This is a genomic window from Methylocella tundrae (genome assembly GCF_901905185.1).
Lineage (GTDB): Bacteria > Pseudomonadota > Alphaproteobacteria > Rhizobiales > Beijerinckiaceae > Methylocapsa > Methylocapsa tundrae.
Genome location: NZ_CABFMQ020000092.1, coordinates 1 through 16,852, shown reverse-complemented (window position 1 = coordinate 16,852; position 16,852 = coordinate 1). Strand labels below are relative to the sequence as shown.

Annotated in this window: 14 protein-coding genes and 4 pseudogenes; 9 read left to right on the top strand and 9 right to left on the bottom strand. The window is 59.6% G+C overall.

Going from position 1 to position 16,852, the window contains the following annotated elements; all coding sequences use genetic code 11:
* Window positions 1-76 precede the first annotated feature (76 nt).
* The 5 genes and pseudogenes from MPC4_RS14430 to MPC4_RS14415 form a co-directional block, all read right to left on the bottom strand.
* Window positions 77-1,003 (bottom strand): IS1595 family transposase, encoded by a 927-nt coding sequence (locus MPC4_RS14430; protein ID WP_174513133.1) that lies wholly within the window; start codon window positions 1,001-1,003, stop codon window positions 77-79.
* An 877-nt stretch (window positions 1,004-1,880) separates the two neighbouring features.
* The gene (locus tag MPC4_RS14425) at window positions 1,881-3,221 is read right to left on the bottom strand and encodes an IS256 family transposase (protein ID WP_174513132.1); all 1,341 of its coding nucleotides are present in this window, start codon (window positions 3,219-3,221) and stop codon (window positions 1,881-1,883) included.
* A gap of 262 nt (window positions 3,222-3,483) precedes the next feature.
* Window positions 3,484-4,443, bottom strand: coding sequence for a nucleotidyl transferase AbiEii/AbiGii toxin family protein (locus MPC4_RS14420; RefSeq protein WP_244629025.1), 960 nt, complete (start codon window positions 4,441-4,443; stop codon window positions 3,484-3,486).
* Between the two features lie 71 nt (window positions 4,444-4,514).
* Window positions 4,515-4,796 carry a hypothetical protein gene (locus tag MPC4_RS21300; RefSeq protein WP_244629029.1) on the bottom strand — a complete coding sequence of 94 codons (282 nt, stop codon included), beginning with the start codon at window positions 4,794-4,796 and terminating at the stop codon, window positions 4,515-4,517.
* A pseudogene (locus tag MPC4_RS14415) lies at window positions 4,741-5,025 on the bottom strand (FAD-dependent oxidoreductase); the annotation flags it as partial. The gene MPC4_RS21300 and the pseudogene MPC4_RS14415, both read right to left, overlap by 56 nt.
* Window positions 5,026-5,236: 211 nt before the next feature.
* Between MPC4_RS14415 and MPC4_RS14410 the strand changes: the two are divergent.
* Window positions 5,237-5,548: pseudogene (locus MPC4_RS14410) on the top strand (inorganic diphosphatase); the annotation flags it as partial.
* A 155-nt stretch (window positions 5,549-5,703) separates the two neighbouring features.
* Here MPC4_RS14410 and MPC4_RS14405 read toward each other — a convergent pair.
* Complete coding sequence (locus tag MPC4_RS14405; RefSeq protein ID WP_174513129.1) at window positions 5,704-6,426, bottom strand: OmpW/AlkL family protein; 723 nt, start codon at window positions 6,424-6,426, stop codon at window positions 5,704-5,706.
* 614 nt (window positions 6,427-7,040) lie between these two features.
* Here MPC4_RS14405 and MPC4_RS14400 point away from each other — a divergent pair.
* Genes MPC4_RS14400 through MPC4_RS14390 form a run of 3 tightly spaced genes read left to right on the top strand, consistent with a single transcriptional unit; the run spans window position 7,041 to window position 9,511 of the window.
* Entirely contained in the window at window positions 7,041-8,192 is a 1,152-nt protein-coding gene (locus MPC4_RS14400) for an FIST N-terminal domain-containing protein (protein ID WP_174513128.1), read from the top strand.
* Entirely contained in the window at window positions 8,179-8,631 is a 453-nt protein-coding gene (locus MPC4_RS14395; RefSeq protein WP_174513127.1) for an ATP-binding protein, read from the top strand. Before MPC4_RS14400 ends, MPC4_RS14395 begins: the two co-directional genes overlap by 14 nt.
* A complete protein-coding gene (locus tag MPC4_RS14390) occupies window positions 8,573-9,511 on the top strand; it encodes an ATP-binding response regulator (protein WP_174513126.1) in 939 nt (312 codons plus the stop codon). Before MPC4_RS14395 ends, MPC4_RS14390 begins: the two co-directional genes overlap by 59 nt.
* Before the next feature lie 20 nt (window positions 9,512-9,531).
* Here the strand turns inward: MPC4_RS14390 and MPC4_RS14385 are convergent, their stop codons facing one another.
* A complete protein-coding gene (locus MPC4_RS14385) occupies window positions 9,532-10,158 on the bottom strand; it encodes a LuxR C-terminal-related transcriptional regulator (RefSeq protein ID WP_174513125.1) in 627 nt (208 codons plus the stop codon).
* A gap of 308 nt (window positions 10,159-10,466) precedes the next feature.
* Here MPC4_RS14385 and MPC4_RS14380 point away from each other — a divergent pair, with 308 nt between their 5' ends.
* The 4 genes and pseudogenes from MPC4_RS14380 (at window position 10,467) to MPC4_RS14365 (ending at window position 15,124) form a co-directional block, all read left to right on the top strand.
* Entirely contained in the window at window positions 10,467-12,113 is a 1,647-nt protein-coding gene (locus MPC4_RS14380) for a PQQ-dependent dehydrogenase, methanol/ethanol family (RefSeq protein WP_174513124.1), read from the top strand.
* A gap of 13 nt (window positions 12,114-12,126) precedes the next feature.
* Window positions 12,127-13,440: a c-type cytochrome gene (locus tag MPC4_RS14375; RefSeq protein WP_244629028.1), complete on the top strand. Its 1,314-nt coding sequence runs from the start codon at window positions 12,127-12,129 to the stop codon at window positions 13,438-13,440.
* A gap of 15 nt (window positions 13,441-13,455) precedes the next feature.
* Window positions 13,456-14,213: pseudogene (locus MPC4_RS14370) on the top strand (aldehyde dehydrogenase family protein); the annotation flags it as partial.
* 278 nt (window positions 14,214-14,491) lie between these two features.
* On the top strand, window positions 14,492-15,124 hold the full coding sequence (locus MPC4_RS14365; protein WP_244629024.1) for a DUF3280 domain-containing protein: 633 nt from the start codon (window positions 14,492-14,494) through the stop codon (window positions 15,122-15,124).
* Between the two features lie 169 nt (window positions 15,125-15,293).
* Here MPC4_RS14365 and MPC4_RS14360 read toward each other — a convergent pair.
* Both MPC4_RS14360 and MPC4_RS14355 read right to left on the bottom strand, forming a co-directional pair.
* A pseudogene (locus MPC4_RS14360) lies at window positions 15,294-15,581 on the bottom strand (DDE-type integrase/transposase/recombinase); the annotation flags it as partial.
* Between the two features lie 27 nt (window positions 15,582-15,608).
* Window positions 15,609-15,926: a hypothetical protein gene (locus tag MPC4_RS14355; protein WP_174513122.1), complete on the bottom strand. Its 318-nt coding sequence runs from the start codon at window positions 15,924-15,926 to the stop codon at window positions 15,609-15,611.
* Window positions 15,927-16,299: 373 nt separating this feature from the next.
* Between MPC4_RS14355 and MPC4_RS14350 the strand changes: the two genes are divergently transcribed.
* Window positions 16,300-16,713 (top strand): transposase, encoded by a 414-nt coding sequence (locus MPC4_RS14350; RefSeq protein ID WP_425312482.1) that lies wholly within the window; start codon window positions 16,300-16,302, stop codon window positions 16,711-16,713.
* Window positions 16,714-16,852: the final 139 nt, after the last annotated feature.

Here is a 16,852-nt window from a genome sequence, read left to right as displayed (position 1 = left end):
AATCGCTCGGGTTGATCCTTATCGGCTTTCTTTCTGGGCTTTCGCTTTGGTTTTTCGGCTTTTGCCATATGGCCTCTCAGTTAGGAGCTGTTCGATAAGTGAGCCGCTTTCCGACGATGCCCCTAATGGCGCGGTCGGTGCGTTCCACGTCGCCTATACCAAGCTTAACACGGTTCGAGTAACGGAAATCGAACTCCGCCAAATAGCGGTGCAAATGACGTTCGCCGCAGTGCTGATAAATTCCGCGCATGCCGCGTTTAAAGACGCTGTAGAAGCCCTCCACGGTATTGGTGGTGACATGACCGCGAACGTACTCGTCTTGGGTATGGTTCACAGTCTCGTGGCTCGCAAAATATCCGTCCCGGTTCATGGTCTTATACCATGGTGCGGTGTCGGTCATGACGGAGGTTCCCTTGGCGACGTTGGCGCGAATGATCGGCATAAGAGTGCCAATGGTCGAACCCTCGACGTGGAAGCTGCGCGAAGAACCGCCGCGCTCGACGAGAGTGAGCACGAAATTGCGGAAGTTGGAGCCGTGGAAGGCGGCGTCTTTCGGCGCGCCTTCCTGCTTGCCAATCACAGTTTCGTCGATCTCAATGGTGGCGCCTTCGCCGCCCATGGGTGCAAGGCCAACGGTCTGCATCGCAAGGCGAATACGGTGAGACATAAACCACGCGGTTTTCAGGGTCACGCAAAGGGTACGGTGAAGCTGATTTGAACTGATGCCCTTTTTGCTCGACGTCATCAGGAACATGGCTTGGAGCCAAAGAGTCATCGGCACGTGGCTGGACTCGAAAACAGTACCGACCTTCACGGTGAATGGCTTACGGCACTGGTAGCACTTGTAAGCGCCGATGCGGGTGCTCTTACCGCCCATCTTGGAAATGCGGTCAAAGCCGCCGCAATGCGGGCAAACCGGACCTTCCGGCCAAACGCGAGCCTCAACCCAAGCGTAGGCTGCGGCTTCGTCGTAAAAGTGCTTCTCGGAAAGAACGGACGACATGGCTGACTCCTCAGTGGAATCAACCTATTCCATTATTTTGGGTACGTCAAGTATCGGCGACGGTTCGCCATTTGCGCCCCGACTCAGACAAACAGGCTGCGTCTTACGGCAGCCTGCTGTACCTCACTGAATTCATTCCTGAATTATAGTACCGTCAGAGATTATAGTTACTACTTCAGAGAGATTACCCTTTGACGGCATGCCGCCCGAGTCTAAATGCGGGGTCTCCGTGATTTTCGGGGCCGCGATACGAAAGCGCCGCCTCTTTTTGAGAGGGGCTAAGGCCCGCAAAAAGACCCGTCATGTCGCGCGGCTTCCCATTGATGGGTTCCGGCTCGCGAAGGCAAGCGGAAGCATCGCCACGACGGCGAAATAGACGATTTGTCAATTTTGCTAGCGCTTTCATGGTCATACTCGCTTCGCGAAATACGGTTCCTGATTCGGTGGCTCACACCGTATGAACTGGTATACGTCCACATATAGGCGTTCTAATGACGAATTTATAGGTCGGACCCTTACTTCCAACTTACCCCTAGCTTGCGCATAGCGGGAGGAAGCATCCACGGCGATTAAAGCACGTTTCCCTGTCAGTGGACACTCTTCTCGCGGGTCGCCTTCCAAGAAGCGGATTTCCAAGGATTCGCTTGTGGTTACACCTAAAAAAACGCCCGCAAGCCTATCGTCGCCAGTCCAGATCGCGGCATCAAAGCGGTCCGGCTCGTCATATTTTCGCATGATCTCCGCCCAGTCCCACGCCGTTTCTGGATTTCGCCCGGCTGGTTCCCACTGAGTATTGATCGCCTCAAGAGTCCTATTGCTGAAATCCGACAGCTTAAAACTCGTTCCGAAAAGCGGTATCAGAGCACCTTCGCACGACTCAAATGCGTCGTGCCTGCCCTGAGCATAATGCTCTCTTCTGCGGTAGAAAGACAATCGCCAGGCCAGTTATCGGAATATGGGCGCTAAGGCCAGAGCTATAGCACCCCGCATGAGACTGGCGATAGCAAAGTCTCATGCGGGTACGCAATGTATAATATCGCCGATTTTGGCCTTTCAATCGCCGCCAGGTTTTCGACGCCGCCATCACCAGTTTGAAAACCATCAGGCGCGCGGTCTCTTGTGACAACGCGCCCTTCATGCGGACCGTGCGATGTCGGATCGTCGCGAACACACGCTCAATCGGGTTCGACGTGCGCAAGTGATCCCAGTGATCGGTGGGAAAATCGAAAAACGTCAGCATCTGCGCGCGATCCTTGGTCAGGCATTCGACGGCCCTGGCGTATTTGGGCGCGTACTTCTCGGCGAATGTCGTCATCGCCGCTTCCGCGGCCGCGCGGCTCGGCGAAAGCCATATCTCCCGCAAGTCCTTGTGCGCGTTGGGTTGGAGGGACTTCGGAAACTTGCCGAGGACGTTCAGCGTCTTGTGCAGCCAGCAGCGCTGATGGCGCGTCGTCGGGAACGCCTCGTCGAGGGCCTTCCAGAACCCGAGCGCGCCATCGCCGGTGGCGACTTCCGGCGCGATGGCCAAGCCGCGCGCCTTGAGATCGACCAGCAATTCCTTCCAGCTTTGCGTGCTTTCCCGCAGGCCGCCTGGAAGCCGATCAACTCCTTCTTGCCCTCGGGCGTCGCCCCCATCAGCACCAGCATGCATTCGGCTTGTGGCTCCATGCCGTAAATAAACGCCGTCCGCCCAGACGTAGACATGGCGGCGCGCCGATAGATCCCGCTTTTGCCAGCGCCGATATTCGTCTTCCCATTCCCCTTTCAGCCGCGCGATCACCGCCGGCGAAAGGTTTGGAGCGTCCCTCCCCAGCAAGGCCGCCAGCACCTCCTGGAAATCGCCGGAGGAAATCCCGCGCAGATAGAGAACCGGCAGCAAAGCGTCCAGGCTTTTGGTGCGCCGCGCCCATTTCGGCAGAATGTTCGAGGTGAACCGAATTCGGGCGCCGTCCGCCGCGCCCCGGTCGCGCGCCTTCGGCTTTTCCACCTCGACCGCGCCGATGCCGGTCTGGATCGTGCGCACGGGGTCGTGGCCATGGCGAACCACCCGCTGACGGCCGTCCGGAAGAACAAGGGCGGCGTGTGAGGTCAGGAAAGTCTCAAATTCCGCCTCGACCGCCTGGGCGATCAGACGGCGCGCGCCAGCGCGCAGGATGTCGGTCAGCGGATCGTCGATTTCGTCTTTCTGGCGGAGAGTAACAACTCTATGCTCGTTCATGGCGTAACGCTCCTTCGGGAGGTTCGGGCAGGTTTGGTCACCAACCCCGTTACGCCGCCTTCCTCATATCGTCACCCAGTTTCCCGCTTAGCTCAGCACCGGCTCACGAGATCTCTTAGCGCGGCCTCAAGCTCTTTCCGTTCCGCCTCATTTGCGGCCAAACGAGATCGAATCTGCTCAATCTCGACCTCAAGTTCGTGTGCAGTCTCGGCGCCACCGCCCGGCGTCAGTCGTTTCAACACGTCTCCGCTCAGCCGAGTCTTCATGGAGTAGGCTCTCGAGGTGGTCGCCGTCCTCGTGTCACACGTGGCACCAGCGACTTGTCACCCGATTTCCAAGCCTTGATATTCTGCGCCTTCCATCGCAATGCCGGACAGGCTTCTATCGCGCCGCGCATGGCTTCCGGAACGCCCAGAGGGGGCGCATCGATTTCGCCCCGATCAAGCACCCCGTCCAAAAACGCTCTCTCGCCTACCGTGAACTGAAACAGCGGCGCGAGCTTTTCCCGGCACGCCGCTGTGACGCTCTCGATCCAGATTGCCGGGCCGCCAAAGCGATCGAAATACCGGTCATGCAGACACATGATCAGCTTGCCGGTGATGTCGCCGACCTCGCATCCGATGTCGTCCGGCGAGGCAGTGCGCCGGTCGAAGCTCTTGGCGCTCGCACCGATCATCAAGGTGGCCGCCTTGATCTTCGCCCAATCGAGATCCGGCATGGCGATGATCCGATGCGCATCGAACAGATCGCGCGCGGTGCGCCGCGTGACCAGCGCGACCATCTCGCCGGCGACGATCTCATGGATGTCGAGAACCGGCACATTCGTGGCTCGATAGGGTCCGATTGCCGCCGAGGACATGTGATCCACGCCGTACAGGGGACTGCGGTAAAGGTAATTGATATCGATCTCGATGGTCCCCGCCCCACCCAGCGCGGAGGCATAGCGGTAGATCCATTTGCCTCCGGCATGCTCAGACGGCTCGGGCCGCGCGGTATAGCCCTTCGATTCCACCAGCCGCTCGATCCTGTCCTCCAGTCCCGGTCGATCCGTATCCATCTGCTCCTTTTCGACCGCGCCGACATAGTTGACGTCGATATCGACAGAGAGGCGATCCAGATCGGAATGGAAGACGTTGAGCGCCGTGCCGCCCTTCAAGGCGATCCGCAGCCCGATCAGCGTATCGGTGCCAAAGGCATCGAGAATGTCGATCAGCCGGATCACCCGCTCCAGCGTCGCAGGCTGGAGCTGCCGCTCGGCCGCGATGTCCCGAATGGTTTCTCGTGATGCGACCATCACACGCCTTCAAAGGCGGCGTCGACCGCCTCCGCCGGGAGAAGCACACGCCACGGCCTGATGAATACGGCATGACCTCCTTCAGCGCCCACGTAGTGCTTCGATCGTGGAAGTCGGGCCCGCAGACGCACCAGGACATCGTCGGTGACGCCGAGCGCGCCGCGCCGCTTCTCGAGCCACCAACCTGAAACCGAGGCGAGCGATCGCTTGTCCAGCAGTTCGACATAGTCTGTAGGGGTGGCGGGTGGGAAAGCCGCTGAGATCGAAATGGACCCCGGCAAACCCGGTGGCCTGCGCCTTCTGCCGCTCGGCGAGGAACCGATCGGCAATTCCACGCTGATCGAAGACTTCGATGGTGCGTGAGTGGAGGCCGCCCGCGCGTGAGCTGGCGACATCCTGGCTGGGGCGTCGCTCGACGATGGCGACGTCGACGCCCGCCAGTGCCAACTCGCCCGCCAGCATCAGCCCGCTCGGACCGCCCCCAACAACCACCACCGGATGATCGGATATTTGCATTGCTACTCCGTAGAGATCTGGGCTGGGCAGGCAGTTCTACGGGATGATCAGGGTCTTGAAGCAAGCCCCTTTCGAGCGACATATTGAGGTAGCGGCTAGAAGCGCGCGAGAATGATCGACCATTATCGACGTCTATCGATACAGCCCCGTCGCCGATTGTACGCTGCACTACTCTCGACTATCCGTTTCCACTCCCCCTCCCCCTCACTCCCGCTCGATCGTTCCCGGCACCATCATGAGCTGCAAGATCGTCGGCGTGCTGATCATGCGCGACGAGGCTGGGCAGGACGAAAAGATTTTGGCCCTTCCGTCGGCGAAGCTGACGCAGCGCTACGCGAAGGTCGAGAACTAAACCGAGCTGCCGGAAATCACGCTGCATCAGATCGAGCATTTCTTCGTGCATTACAAGGATCTGGAGCCCAATAAATGGGTCAAGCTCGACGGCTGGCGCGACGCCGATGCGGCGCGCAAAATCATCACCGAGTCGATCGAGCGGGCCAAGGCGGCGCCTAAATAGCTGTTCGACTTCTGGGTCGCGCGAAAGCTACAGAGAATGTGTCAGGCTGGCGGTGCTCGCCGCAAGCCTTGACGGGTCAGAGTCGGACCGAGCGGGAAGTTTATCCCATTGGTTGAAACGGGTCTCAGCACCGGCGTCGCAAATCTGCTTCAGTCTCAGTATTTGGCGACGACCGCCGCAGTGGGACCGCCGAAGCGATACGTGATTCCGCCGCCAATCATCCATGGGCTAATATTTCCCTGTCCGCTGATCGACGCAACGCCGGGGGACACGGTTCCGTAGACGTGCGGGTTCATCAGGATCTTTTTCACGTCGAAGTTAAAGCCCCAATGCTCGTCGATCATGTAATCGAAGCCGATCTGGCCCGCGACGCCCCAGGAATTCTGTATGGCCACGGTGTTGAGCAGGGGCTCGGTCGCATGCTGGGAGAAATAAACCGTATAGTTGCCTCCGACGCCGATATAGGGCTGGAACTGGCCGAAATTGGTCCAGTGATATTGCAGCAGCACCGTCGGCGGGAAAAGCCAGGTGCTAGCGGCCTGCTGCCCGTTGAGCGCTCCCCCATCCAGATACAGCTTGTGATAAGAGACGCAGCAGATCGCCTCGACAGCGATGTTCCTGGTGAAAAAATAGCTGACGTCGAGTTCGGGAATGACGGCGTCGGAGGCCTTGAGGCCGGCGCTGACGAAAGCCCCCGCGGGAACGGTCTGAACGATCCCGCCGCTGGTCGGAATGACGCCGACGGCGCGCAGCCGCACCTGCCAAGGCTGGAAAGCGTCGGGCAGCACAGGCACCGGCGCCAAGTCGGCGGCAGACGCAGCAGCCGCGGACGAGCCAATTGTCAGAGCAGCCACTACGCAGCGAACGATTCTGTTCATATCCTTCTCCCTCAAACTCTAATGTGAATTCTTTTTTCTTGGCGGCGGTCCGCAAACAATTGCGTGGCCTTGTGCTGATTTAGAATCTAAAGCAGGGGGTTGACCAACTGCAAGGCGCGCGCTGCGTAAAACACAAGCTGTTGCAGCGGAGCCACTACGACCAATATACTAATATCCTACAAGTAGATCGATGAATCCTCGAAAGGCGTAGCGCACTCGCAGACAAAATACGTCCCGACCAATAACTGTCGTCTCCGGATTGATTTGAGGATCGACGAGATGGGGCAGGCCGGATCATTGCGGTTTCTGGCGCGTGGTCTGTTCTTGATCATCTGCTCCAGATCGTCATCGGGATATTCGTTCGGGTCATGTTCCGGGCCTATTCGCGCGACCACAGCCTCTGCGGTGGCCGGAGCCCCCCCGGCGTCGCCTTAGCTGTATGCTTTTAATCGCAGCGAGGAGCGCCAGGCCGCCCACTATTTCCAGGTTCGAGACGCTCTCATGACTGGTTTCGCTCAAAGCCATCCTGCGCTAATGTGCCGGTCCGCGTGCGCTGGCGGCGAAGTCCTGAGCTGCCGGGCTTCGTCGACCGTCGCGGAAAAAAGGGAGGATGCATGGCTGCGCGCGGCGCGATACGACGCGGTTTCTCGACAGCGACAGATCCCGTGACGGCGGTGCGCGAATTCAGCGAAGCGATCGCGCAGGAAGATATCGCCCTCATCGTCTTTTTCTGCTCCTTCAGCTTCGACCTCAATGTTCTGGAGCCAGAATTACGGCGCGCATTCGACGGCCTCCACGTCATAGGCTGCACCACCGCTGGAGAGATTGCCCCGATTGGCTACCTCGACGGCGCGATCACCGGATTCAGCATTGCGTCCTCGCATTGCCGCGCCGTCAGCACGGGGATCGAGAATCTCTCGCAATTCCAAATGTCCGATGGCCATGCGGTGACGCAGACACTCATCTCGTCCATGAGCGAAAAGGGTTTGGCGCTCGACCCGAAAGATACATTCGCGATGCTGCTGATCGACGGCAAGTCCGGCAACGAGGAAGTCGTGCTCGCCGCGATTCATCTTTTGATGGATATGGTTCCCCTGCTTGGCGGTTCGGCCGGCGACAATATGAGCCTCACCGGCGCCTTCGTCTATTTCGACGGCGCGTTCCATCGCGACGCCGCGCTGTTGACGGTGATCAAGATCAGAGCCCCTTTCCGCATCGTGAAATGCCAGCATCTCGTCGGCTCCGAGATGCGCATGGTGGTGACAAGAGCGGACCCATTGAAGCGCAAGGTATTCGAGCTCAACGCCGAACCTGCGGCCCGTGAATATGCGCGGGCCCAAAATGTTCCGGAATGTATGCTGGCGCCGGCGGTGTTTTCGGCGTTCCCGCTGATGGTCAAAGTCGGCGGCGACTTCCACGTGCGCTCGATCCAGGCGGCCCATGAAGACGGCAGCCTGAGCTTTTTTTGCGCGATCGACGAAGGCGTGGTCCTGCGGCTCGCACGGACGGAAGCGATCCTGCCCAATCTCGCCGCCCTCTTCCAATCGGTGCGCGCCGAGATCGGCCCACCAACCCTGATTATTGGTTTCGATTGCATTCACCGCGGCCTCGCGCTCGAACAGACCCAATCAAAGCGCCTCGCAGGCGAGCTTCTCGCGGCCAATAATGTGATAGGTTTCAGCACCTATGGCGAACAGTTTGGCGGGATGCATCTCAATCAGACCTTCACCGCAGTCGCGATCGGGGCGCCCTATGATATCGAATGAAAGCGCTGCGTGCGACCGAGCCGCTGCTCCCTTCGAGGATGCAGCGGAGCTTGCAAAGCTTCGCGCGGAAATCATCAAACTCCGCAAGATCAACAGCGTCCTGATGGACAGGGTCGAAAACGACATGAGCGCGCAGAGTCCCAACGGCTTCACGCTGTTTCAGGCGGCGATCACGCTGGATAACAGGGTGGCGGAGCGCACCACAGAATTGACGCGTCTCACTCATCAGCTCTTTGAGCAGATCAACGAACGCTACACCGCCGAGAAGGCGCTTCTCATCGCCAAGGGCGACGCGGAGAAAGCTAATCTGAGCAAGACGCGCTTTCTCGCCGCAGCCAGCCCTGATCTGCATCAGCCTTTGAACATCGCGCGTCTGTTTCTTGGCCTGGTCGGCCAACAGCACGAGACGGGGCGCACGCAAGAATATCTGGCCGATTGAGATTTCGACCTTTCCGATCGGGCCTTTGCTCGAACGGCTACGCCACGATTATGAGCCCCAGGCCGAAGCGGTTGGCCTTGGCCTGCGCGTCGTGCCGAGCCACGCCGTCGTAACGAGCGATCGCGTGCTGCTCGATCGAGTCCTGCGCAATTTCGTCAGCAACGCCCTGCGCTATACCGGGGAGGGCTCGATCCTCATCGGTTGCCGCAGGCGCGGCGATGAACTCGCGATCCAGGTGCTCGATACCGGGATCGGCATTGCCGATGATTGCCTTGAACTGATATTCGATGAATTCAAGCAGGTTGGCGCTTCGGTGCGGGAAGAAGACCGCGGTCTTGGCCTCGGCCTCGCCATCACGCAGCGGATCGCCCGTCTCATCGGCGCCAGTATTGACGTCGCCTCGACGCTTGGCCGGGGCTCCGTCTTCACGCTGCGCGTCAAGACCAGCGACGCCGCCGCCCCTCCCGCGACGGAGAGCCGCGAGATCAGCGCCGCGCCGCTCGCCGGCGCCTGCGTCGTCGTCATCGACAACGACACGCAGATGCGCACCGCCTTGAGTTCGCTACTTCAATCGTGGAAGTGCGTCGCCTTTTCCGCGCGTTCCCTCTCAGACGCCCTCGTGCAGCTCGAAGCAGCGCGGACGCGCCCGGCCATCGTCGTCGCCGACTATCATCTCGACGGAAGTGATCTTGGCACGGATGCGGTCGCCGCCTTGCGCGAGCGTTTCGGCGACAGCGTGCAGGGGCTGATCATCTCCAATGACACGCGCGACGAACTGAAGCGCGACCTCGATCGGCGCGGCTTCGATTTTCTGGCGAAGCCGATGAAACCAATGCAGTTGCGCGCCATGCTGACGTCGCTGGCGGCGAGAGCGTGTTGATGCCGGCCGGATAAGCCGCCTTATTGGTGCGCAACCAGCTCACGCTGGAAGGCGACAATCGCCTGCGCGCGTGTTTCGACGCCGAGCTTTCGGAAGATGGTCGTGATGTGAACCTTCACGGTCAGGTCGCTGATCGCCAGCTCGCGCGCGATCTCCTTGTTCGACTTGCCGGTCGCGAGCTTGCCAAGAACGGCGAGCTGCCGCGGCGTCAGCGGATCGATGTCGCCTGCCTTGCCGCACTTTTGCGCGCATCTCGCTTCGCCCGTCGGGACATAGACGCCGCCTTCGAGAATGCTTTTCAGGGCCGCCGAAAAATCGTCCGCGGAGAGGGTTTTCGGAATATAGCCAGCCGCGCCGCAGTTGATCGCCTGCTTCACGATACCGGGGTCCTCTATGCAGGAAATGATGACGACCGGAACGGCGGCCGCCAGATTGCGGATGGCGACCAGTTCCGGCAGGCCGGTCATGCCGGGCATGCAGAGATCGAGCAGGAGGAGGTCGACCTCCTCGCGGCGCAACAGGTCGAAAAGCCGAGTGCGGTCGGCCGCCCTGAAAAAGGCGGGCTCGGCTGGCGACAGCAGGGAGCGGATGATGTCGGCGAACGCGCGACGCAAGACCGGATGGTCATCGGCGATCAAGACGTTCACAGGTTGATGCCTCCCCATCGATTTTGATCCGCCAGTCAGGGAACTCGGCGCTTTTTAGGTCGATTCCTTTATCAGGGCGTTTGTAGGCCGCCAAGCGAGAATTTGCGACCTTTTGAGTATAGCTATGCGCGTGGGCGTTCCAATAAGGTGCCCCCAACGGTCCCTGCAACGGATAGCGCAAGCTCGAACGGGACAGGCTCGATCTCTACTCGACGAACTCTAAATAAACTGCCTGGGAGGCGACATTGAAGCTTTTGCGCGATTGGCTGCGTGGAAATGCGTGGGTAGGAGCCGTTTTCGCGGCCAGTTTGGTTGGGTCTGCCAGTACGCCGGCGGCGCAAGCCGAGGAGGCGGGTGCGGGCAGCTGGGCGCAATACGGGCATGATCTGCAGAATACGCGCTTCAGCCCCCTGAAGGAAATCAACACACAAAACATCGGCAAGCTCAAGCTTGCGTACGCTTTCTCGCTCGGTTCTCTGCGCTCGAACGAGGCGACCCCAATCGTCGTCGGCGACACGCTTTACGTGCCAAGTTCCTGGGGACCGAAATATGTTTACGCCCTCGACGCGAAAAGCGGCAAGATCAAATGGAAGTACGAACCGGACATCCCGGACGACGTGCTGCAATACGCATGTTGCGATGTGAACAGCCGCGGCGTCACCTATGCCGACGGCAAGATCTTCGTCGGCACGCTCAATGGCAAGCTGATCGCGCTCGACGCCAGCACGGGCGCCGAAGACTGGATCGCCGACGTCGTCGATTACAAGCAGGGCTCGGTCATTACCTCGCCGCCGCTCGTCGTGCGCAATCTTGTCATCACCGGCTTCGGCGGCGGCGAATATGGCGCGCGGGGCAGCTTGCAGGCCTATGACGTCAATACCGGCAAGGAAGTCTGGAAAACCTACATGGTCGGCGGCGACGAGGCGAGCACGGCAAGCTGGAAGGGCGACAGCTGGCAACATGGCGGCGGCGCCGGGTGGCTGGTCGGCTCCTATGACCCCAAAACCGACACGGTTTTTTGGGGAACCAGCAACCCAAGCCCTTGGGCGAGCAAGGTTCGCTCGACGGGCAGCGGCGACTACGGCAAACTGACCAATCTATATACTTCCAGCACTCTCGCGCTCGATCCGGCAACTGGCAAGATCAAGTGGCATGTCCAGGGCACGCCGGCCGACGCTTGGGATTATGACGGCGTCAACGAACTGGTGCTCGCCGACCTGAAGACCCCCGGCGGCACGCTCCCCGTCTACATGAAGGCGGATCGCAACGGCTTCTTCTATGTGGTCAATCGCGAGTCGGGCAAACTCGTGTCCGCGGAGAAATTCGTCCCCGTGAACTGGGCAACGAAGATTGATCTTGCGACGACGCAGCCGGTCGAAGACCCAGAGAAGCGTCCGGGACCAGGCCATCCGGCCAAGGATATTTGCCCCAATCTCATCGGGGGAAAGAACTGGCAACCGATGTCCTATAGTCCCGACACCGGTCTCGTCTATATCCCTTCGAACAACATATGCCAGGACATGAGCGAGGGCGACGTCAACTACCGTAAGGGCGTGTTTTACCTCGGCAAGGAGTTTGCCGCTTTACCCGGTCCCGGCGGCTTCCTCGGCAAGATCCTCGCCTGGGATCCCGTGAAGCAGAAGGCGGCCTGGGAAATCAAGGAAGATTTGCCTTTCAACGGGGGCACTCTCGCCACCGCGGGCGGCCTAGTCTTCTACGGAACGATTACCGGCGACTTCAAAGCCGTAGACGCCAAGACCGGTGCGGAGCTCTGGAAGATCGGAGTCGGCTCCGGCGTCGGCGCCGGCCCTATCAGCTTCTCGGTTGACGGCAAGCAATACATTGGCATCGTCGCCGGCCGCACTGTCTCGATTCCCGCCTTCCTTGGCGATATCGGCACCAAAATCCTCAAAGCGACGCCGGAAGGCGGCACGCTTTACGTATTCTCGGAGTAATCATCAAGTGACGATGCGCCATCGGGAGGAAGCCTCGTTCGGTGTCCCGCCTCGCAAGCCGGGCATACGCTGTCGCCTTCTGGCGGCTCTGGCTTCGGTGCTATTCGTCACAGGATCTCCCCCCGGCGCGTTTGCGCTCCCCGCCGACGCCAATGTCGGCGGGGATTTTTTGAACCTTTGCGCGGATCCGGACGACTTGCCGTTCAGTTCCCAATCCAGTTCTTCTCACGGACTCTATTTCGAACTCGGCGAGGAAATTGCGAACTCGCTCGGGCGGCCCCTCAATACAGTCTGGTCGCAGAGCTATTTCGGCAAGCGCACGATCAGAGAAAACCTGCTTGCCGGTAAATGCGACGCTTATATCGGCTTGCCCGACTCCAAGAACTTCATGGGGCCGAAACTGATCTTTTCCAAGCCGTTCCTGCACGTCGGCTACGCCCTCGTTTCGATCAAGGAACGTCGGTTTGCCTCTCTCGACGATCTCAAGGGCAAACGCGTCGCTGTGCAATTTGCGACGTCTCCAGAGCTCTTGCTCGCCGACCACGACGAAATCAAGGCCGTGACGTTTCTCGATCCGGAAGCGGCCATGAAGGCCTTGGCGGCGGACAGGGCCGACGCCGCAATCATCTGGGGTCCCAGCGCGGGCTATCTCAACAAGGCGCTCTACCGGGATGCTTACACCGTTCAGCCCGTGACCGGCGAAGGAATGCAATGGCCGGTTTCAATCGGGTTCGCGCATTCTCAAGGCGGTCTCCGGGATCAGATCGACCGAATTATCGAGGACAAGGCCGCCGCGGTTGCCGCGCTGGCGGTGAAATATGGATTTCCGCAGGCGGAGCCGGTGTCTTTGACCAATCCTTCGACGGCCGGAACTTCCGCTTCCGAGGCAAAAATTATCCCGGCCGCCGGGGATCAGACGGCAAGCGACGCACAAAACCCACCGCCCATCGAACCGGCTGGCCAAACTCCATCGGCCGTCGTGACGCACGAGCCTTACGCTGCAGTTACGGACACGTCATCGGCTGCCGAGCCGCCCGCCCGCGCCAGCGATCCGGCGACGATCGCGGAAGGCCGGGAAACCTTCAACGGCACCTGCTCCCATTGCCATGGCCCTGACGCCGTCGTCGGCCAGCGCAAGATCAATCTTCGTCTGCTCAGCCAGCGGTATGGCGACAAGATGGATGAAGTCTTTCATTTCACTGTTACCCATGGTCGTCCCGATAAGGGGATGCCAAACTGGACCGGCGTCTTCAGCGAAGACGATTTCAGCAAGATTCTCGCCTGGCTGCATAGCGTGCAACAGCCGAGCGAAGAGCAGAGTCGCTGAGAAAGGGAGGACGACATGGTTGAAAAGCTTCTGGCCGATCTGAAGGGCGAGATCGCAATACGGCCGCATTACGATAATTACGTCGGCGGGAAATGGGTTCCCGCGGTCAAGGGACAGACGTTCCAGAACATCTCGCCGATCGACGGCAATGTGGTTTGCACCATCGCCCGCTCGACGGCTGAGGACGTCGAACTGGCGCTCGACGCCGCCCATGCGGCGAAAGACGCCTGGGGCGCCGCCTCGCCGGCCGAGCGCTCGCTGGTCCTTTTGCGCATCGCCGACCGGATCGAGCAAAAGCTTGACGTGCTGGCGATGGTCGAGACGATCGACAACGGCAAGCCGATCCGCGAAACCAAGGCCGTCGATCTGCCGCTGGCGGCCGATCATTTCCGCTATTTCGCCAGCGCCCTGCGCGCCCAGGAGGGCGGCGTCAGCGAGATCGATCACGACACCATCGCCTATCATTTCCACGAGCCGCTGGGCGTCGTCGCCCAGATCATCCCGTGGAATTTCCCGCTTCTGATGGCGGTGTGGAAACTCGCCCCGGCTCTCGCCGCCGGCAATTGCATTGTGCGAAGCAGACCCCGATGAGCATCATGGTCCTGATGGACATCATCGGCGATTTGCTGCCGCCCGGCGTCCTTAACGTCATTAATGGCTTTGGCGTCGAATGCGGCAAGCCCCTGGCGCAAAGCCCCCGCATCGCGAAGGTCGCCTTCACCGGCGAGACGACGACCGGGCGCCTGATCATGCAATACGCCTCGGAGAACCTGACGAGGGCCTGGCAAGGTCGTGCGTAGTGCTGTGAATTCCGCAGATCACGCGTCCTAGATTGACCTGCTGGCTCTGGATCAAAGAGACATTGATTCCCGCATAATATTCCATGGCTGTTCCTCACATGATGCTTGGAGCCGATCGCTCGGACTCCGTTTCAACACCATCATTCTGAGGGACAGCCGCCCAACCTGGCTATGCTCGCGAAGGCCGGCCCATTCCGGCATCTAGTGGGTCTAACCCTATATAATGAAATGCCGTGAAAATGGATCAACGCATGATGGGTCACGAAATCAAATCCGCGTCTAAGATCACGCCCGACGCTCAGGATCGTTCGCACCATCGTAGGCGCGAATTGTTCCACATGCGCCGTCGCGCGCCGTTCGCAGCATTCGGAATCATGGCATTGCTACTGTTGATGTCCATCGTAGTTGGCGGTAGCATAATAGCCGCAGCACCCACGCCATCCGCCCCGGTCAAATCCGTTGCCTTCCTCGGTGTTCAATTCATAAACGACAACGAGGGTCAGGAGCCCACAACCGACGCAGAGCGTGCTCGCCTTGCGTCTATCGAGGAGCTTTTCAAGTCGAAGCTCGAAGCGTCAGGCCGATACAAGTTCATTCCAATGCCAGCTGAAATCAAGGCAAAGATTGCGGCAGGTTCACCGATCGGCCAATGCGGCGGCTGCGGGATTGACTACGGCAAACAGCTTGGCGGCGATCTTATCGCATGGGTTGTCGTTCAGAAGGTTTCGAATCTGATTCTCAACATCAACGTCTATATGGCCGATGTCGCGACCAAGAAAATGACATTTGTTCACAGTGTCGACATTCGTGGCAACACAGACGAATCCTGGACCCGGGGCATGACCTATATGGTGAGGAACTATGTGCTTACGAACCCTTTGTGAGCACGCCTGATAGACCAAGCGATTGAGCCCCCGTGTGAACGCGCTTATCGCTCCGTGCATCCCCGCCGCCGCAAGGCGTCGGCGGCAAGGGCTTCGCTGTGGTAACGCTCGGCCAGGCTCTGTCACGTCGCCAAATATAGCGCGTAACAAATCTCCTCGCACGTCGGGCTCACGCCGCAGCGACGACTTCACGCCATGTCTGCATGGCCGATGCCCTGAAGGCTCGGTGCGTTCTTGCTGAGGTGAGATGGCGCTGGACGTTGAAGGTATTTTGTGGTGCTGCATGCACTGAGAGGAATCTTTGCGCGGATCCCACGCTCTTGAAACCTTGCATCTTGCGCTCCCTTCGTCGAGTTGGCTGACGCGAATTCTCTGCTCGATTGTTGCGCCATCGACGGCGTTCATGGCGTTTTGCGATCCCAAGATGACCGGCTACAGCAGCATAAGATCTTAGCTCGACTTTGCGGATTTTTGTCCGCTTGTTTCAGACGCCGGCCCAAAAGATTGATGCGTCCGCGATGATGCGCACGGCCTGTTCGACGAGAGCGGCAGTGCGCCCAAAGGGGCCGAACGGCAGGCGCTCAAACGCAATGCCTTGGGTGAAGCGCAGATAGATGACAAGGGCGCGTAAGTTGGGACCAAAGGGCGAGCCCTTTGGCATGTCTTGCGGCGCCTCCGCCTTGAATTTCCTGGCGCAACACGGGCAGGCTCCGCCGAGAAACGAAACGCGCGTCACATGCGGAGCGATCGGCGGGATTTCGATATGGTCATAGGCCTCGCAGACGAACTGCGGCGTATCCATGTTACGCGGATTTGGTGGTGGTTCTGTGCCTGTTTCTTTCGGATTTCCCCGAGGCGCGAACCACTCCTCTCGAAAAATCAGCAGCGGGCGTCATTCCGCCACGCTTAAGCAGGCGCCATCGGTGCAGCGAGTATGATCGTTGCTTTGCGCCCCTCGGATAGAGGGCGTATCAATATCAGTGCCTCTGGTTGGGTTCCTATAGCGACGCGGGCTCCATGAAGAGCCTGCCTTGATCGACATCTCAACAACGATCATTTACGATCCCCGCCAAATAGGGTGAAATTTAATTCAAGGCGCCGTCTTGGATGGAGGTGCAGTTTTGGGCGAGCGGATCAGAGTGACGGACAAGGAGTGGGCGATCATCCGACCGCAGCTGCCGGCGGAGCGAGGACGATTGGGACGGCCCGCGCAGGACAACCGGCGCTACTTTGAGGGCATATTGTGGATCGCAAGGACAGGATCGCAATGGCGTCATCTACCCGACGAATATGGCAAATGGAATAGCGTATTTCGCCGCTTCCGGCGTTGGGTCGAGATGGGTGTTTTCGATGCGTTGCTCGAAACGCTCTGCGATGTGGAGCGAAAGCGAGGGGTCGATATGGTCGACTCGGCGATCGTCCGGGCGCATCACTGCGCAGTCGCCATAAAAAGGGAACTCGAAATCAAGAGGCGCGTCGGCCGCTGTCAGCGCGGGGCTTCACGGCACTGGACGAGCCATAACGCAGACCCCTCCGTGCCAAGGATGATGAGACAAAGACCTGCCGGGAGTTTAGCCTTGGGGGCATAGGACAAACATCCTGTGGTTATGCCCCCAATCAAAGACAGCAAGACTCTTGCGGCAGCCGGCGCTGAAATGGAGGACGGCCGGAGGCCGACGATCGTTTCAGCGCCGGCTGCCGCGTCGCCTGAATTTTCGGACCGTCCTC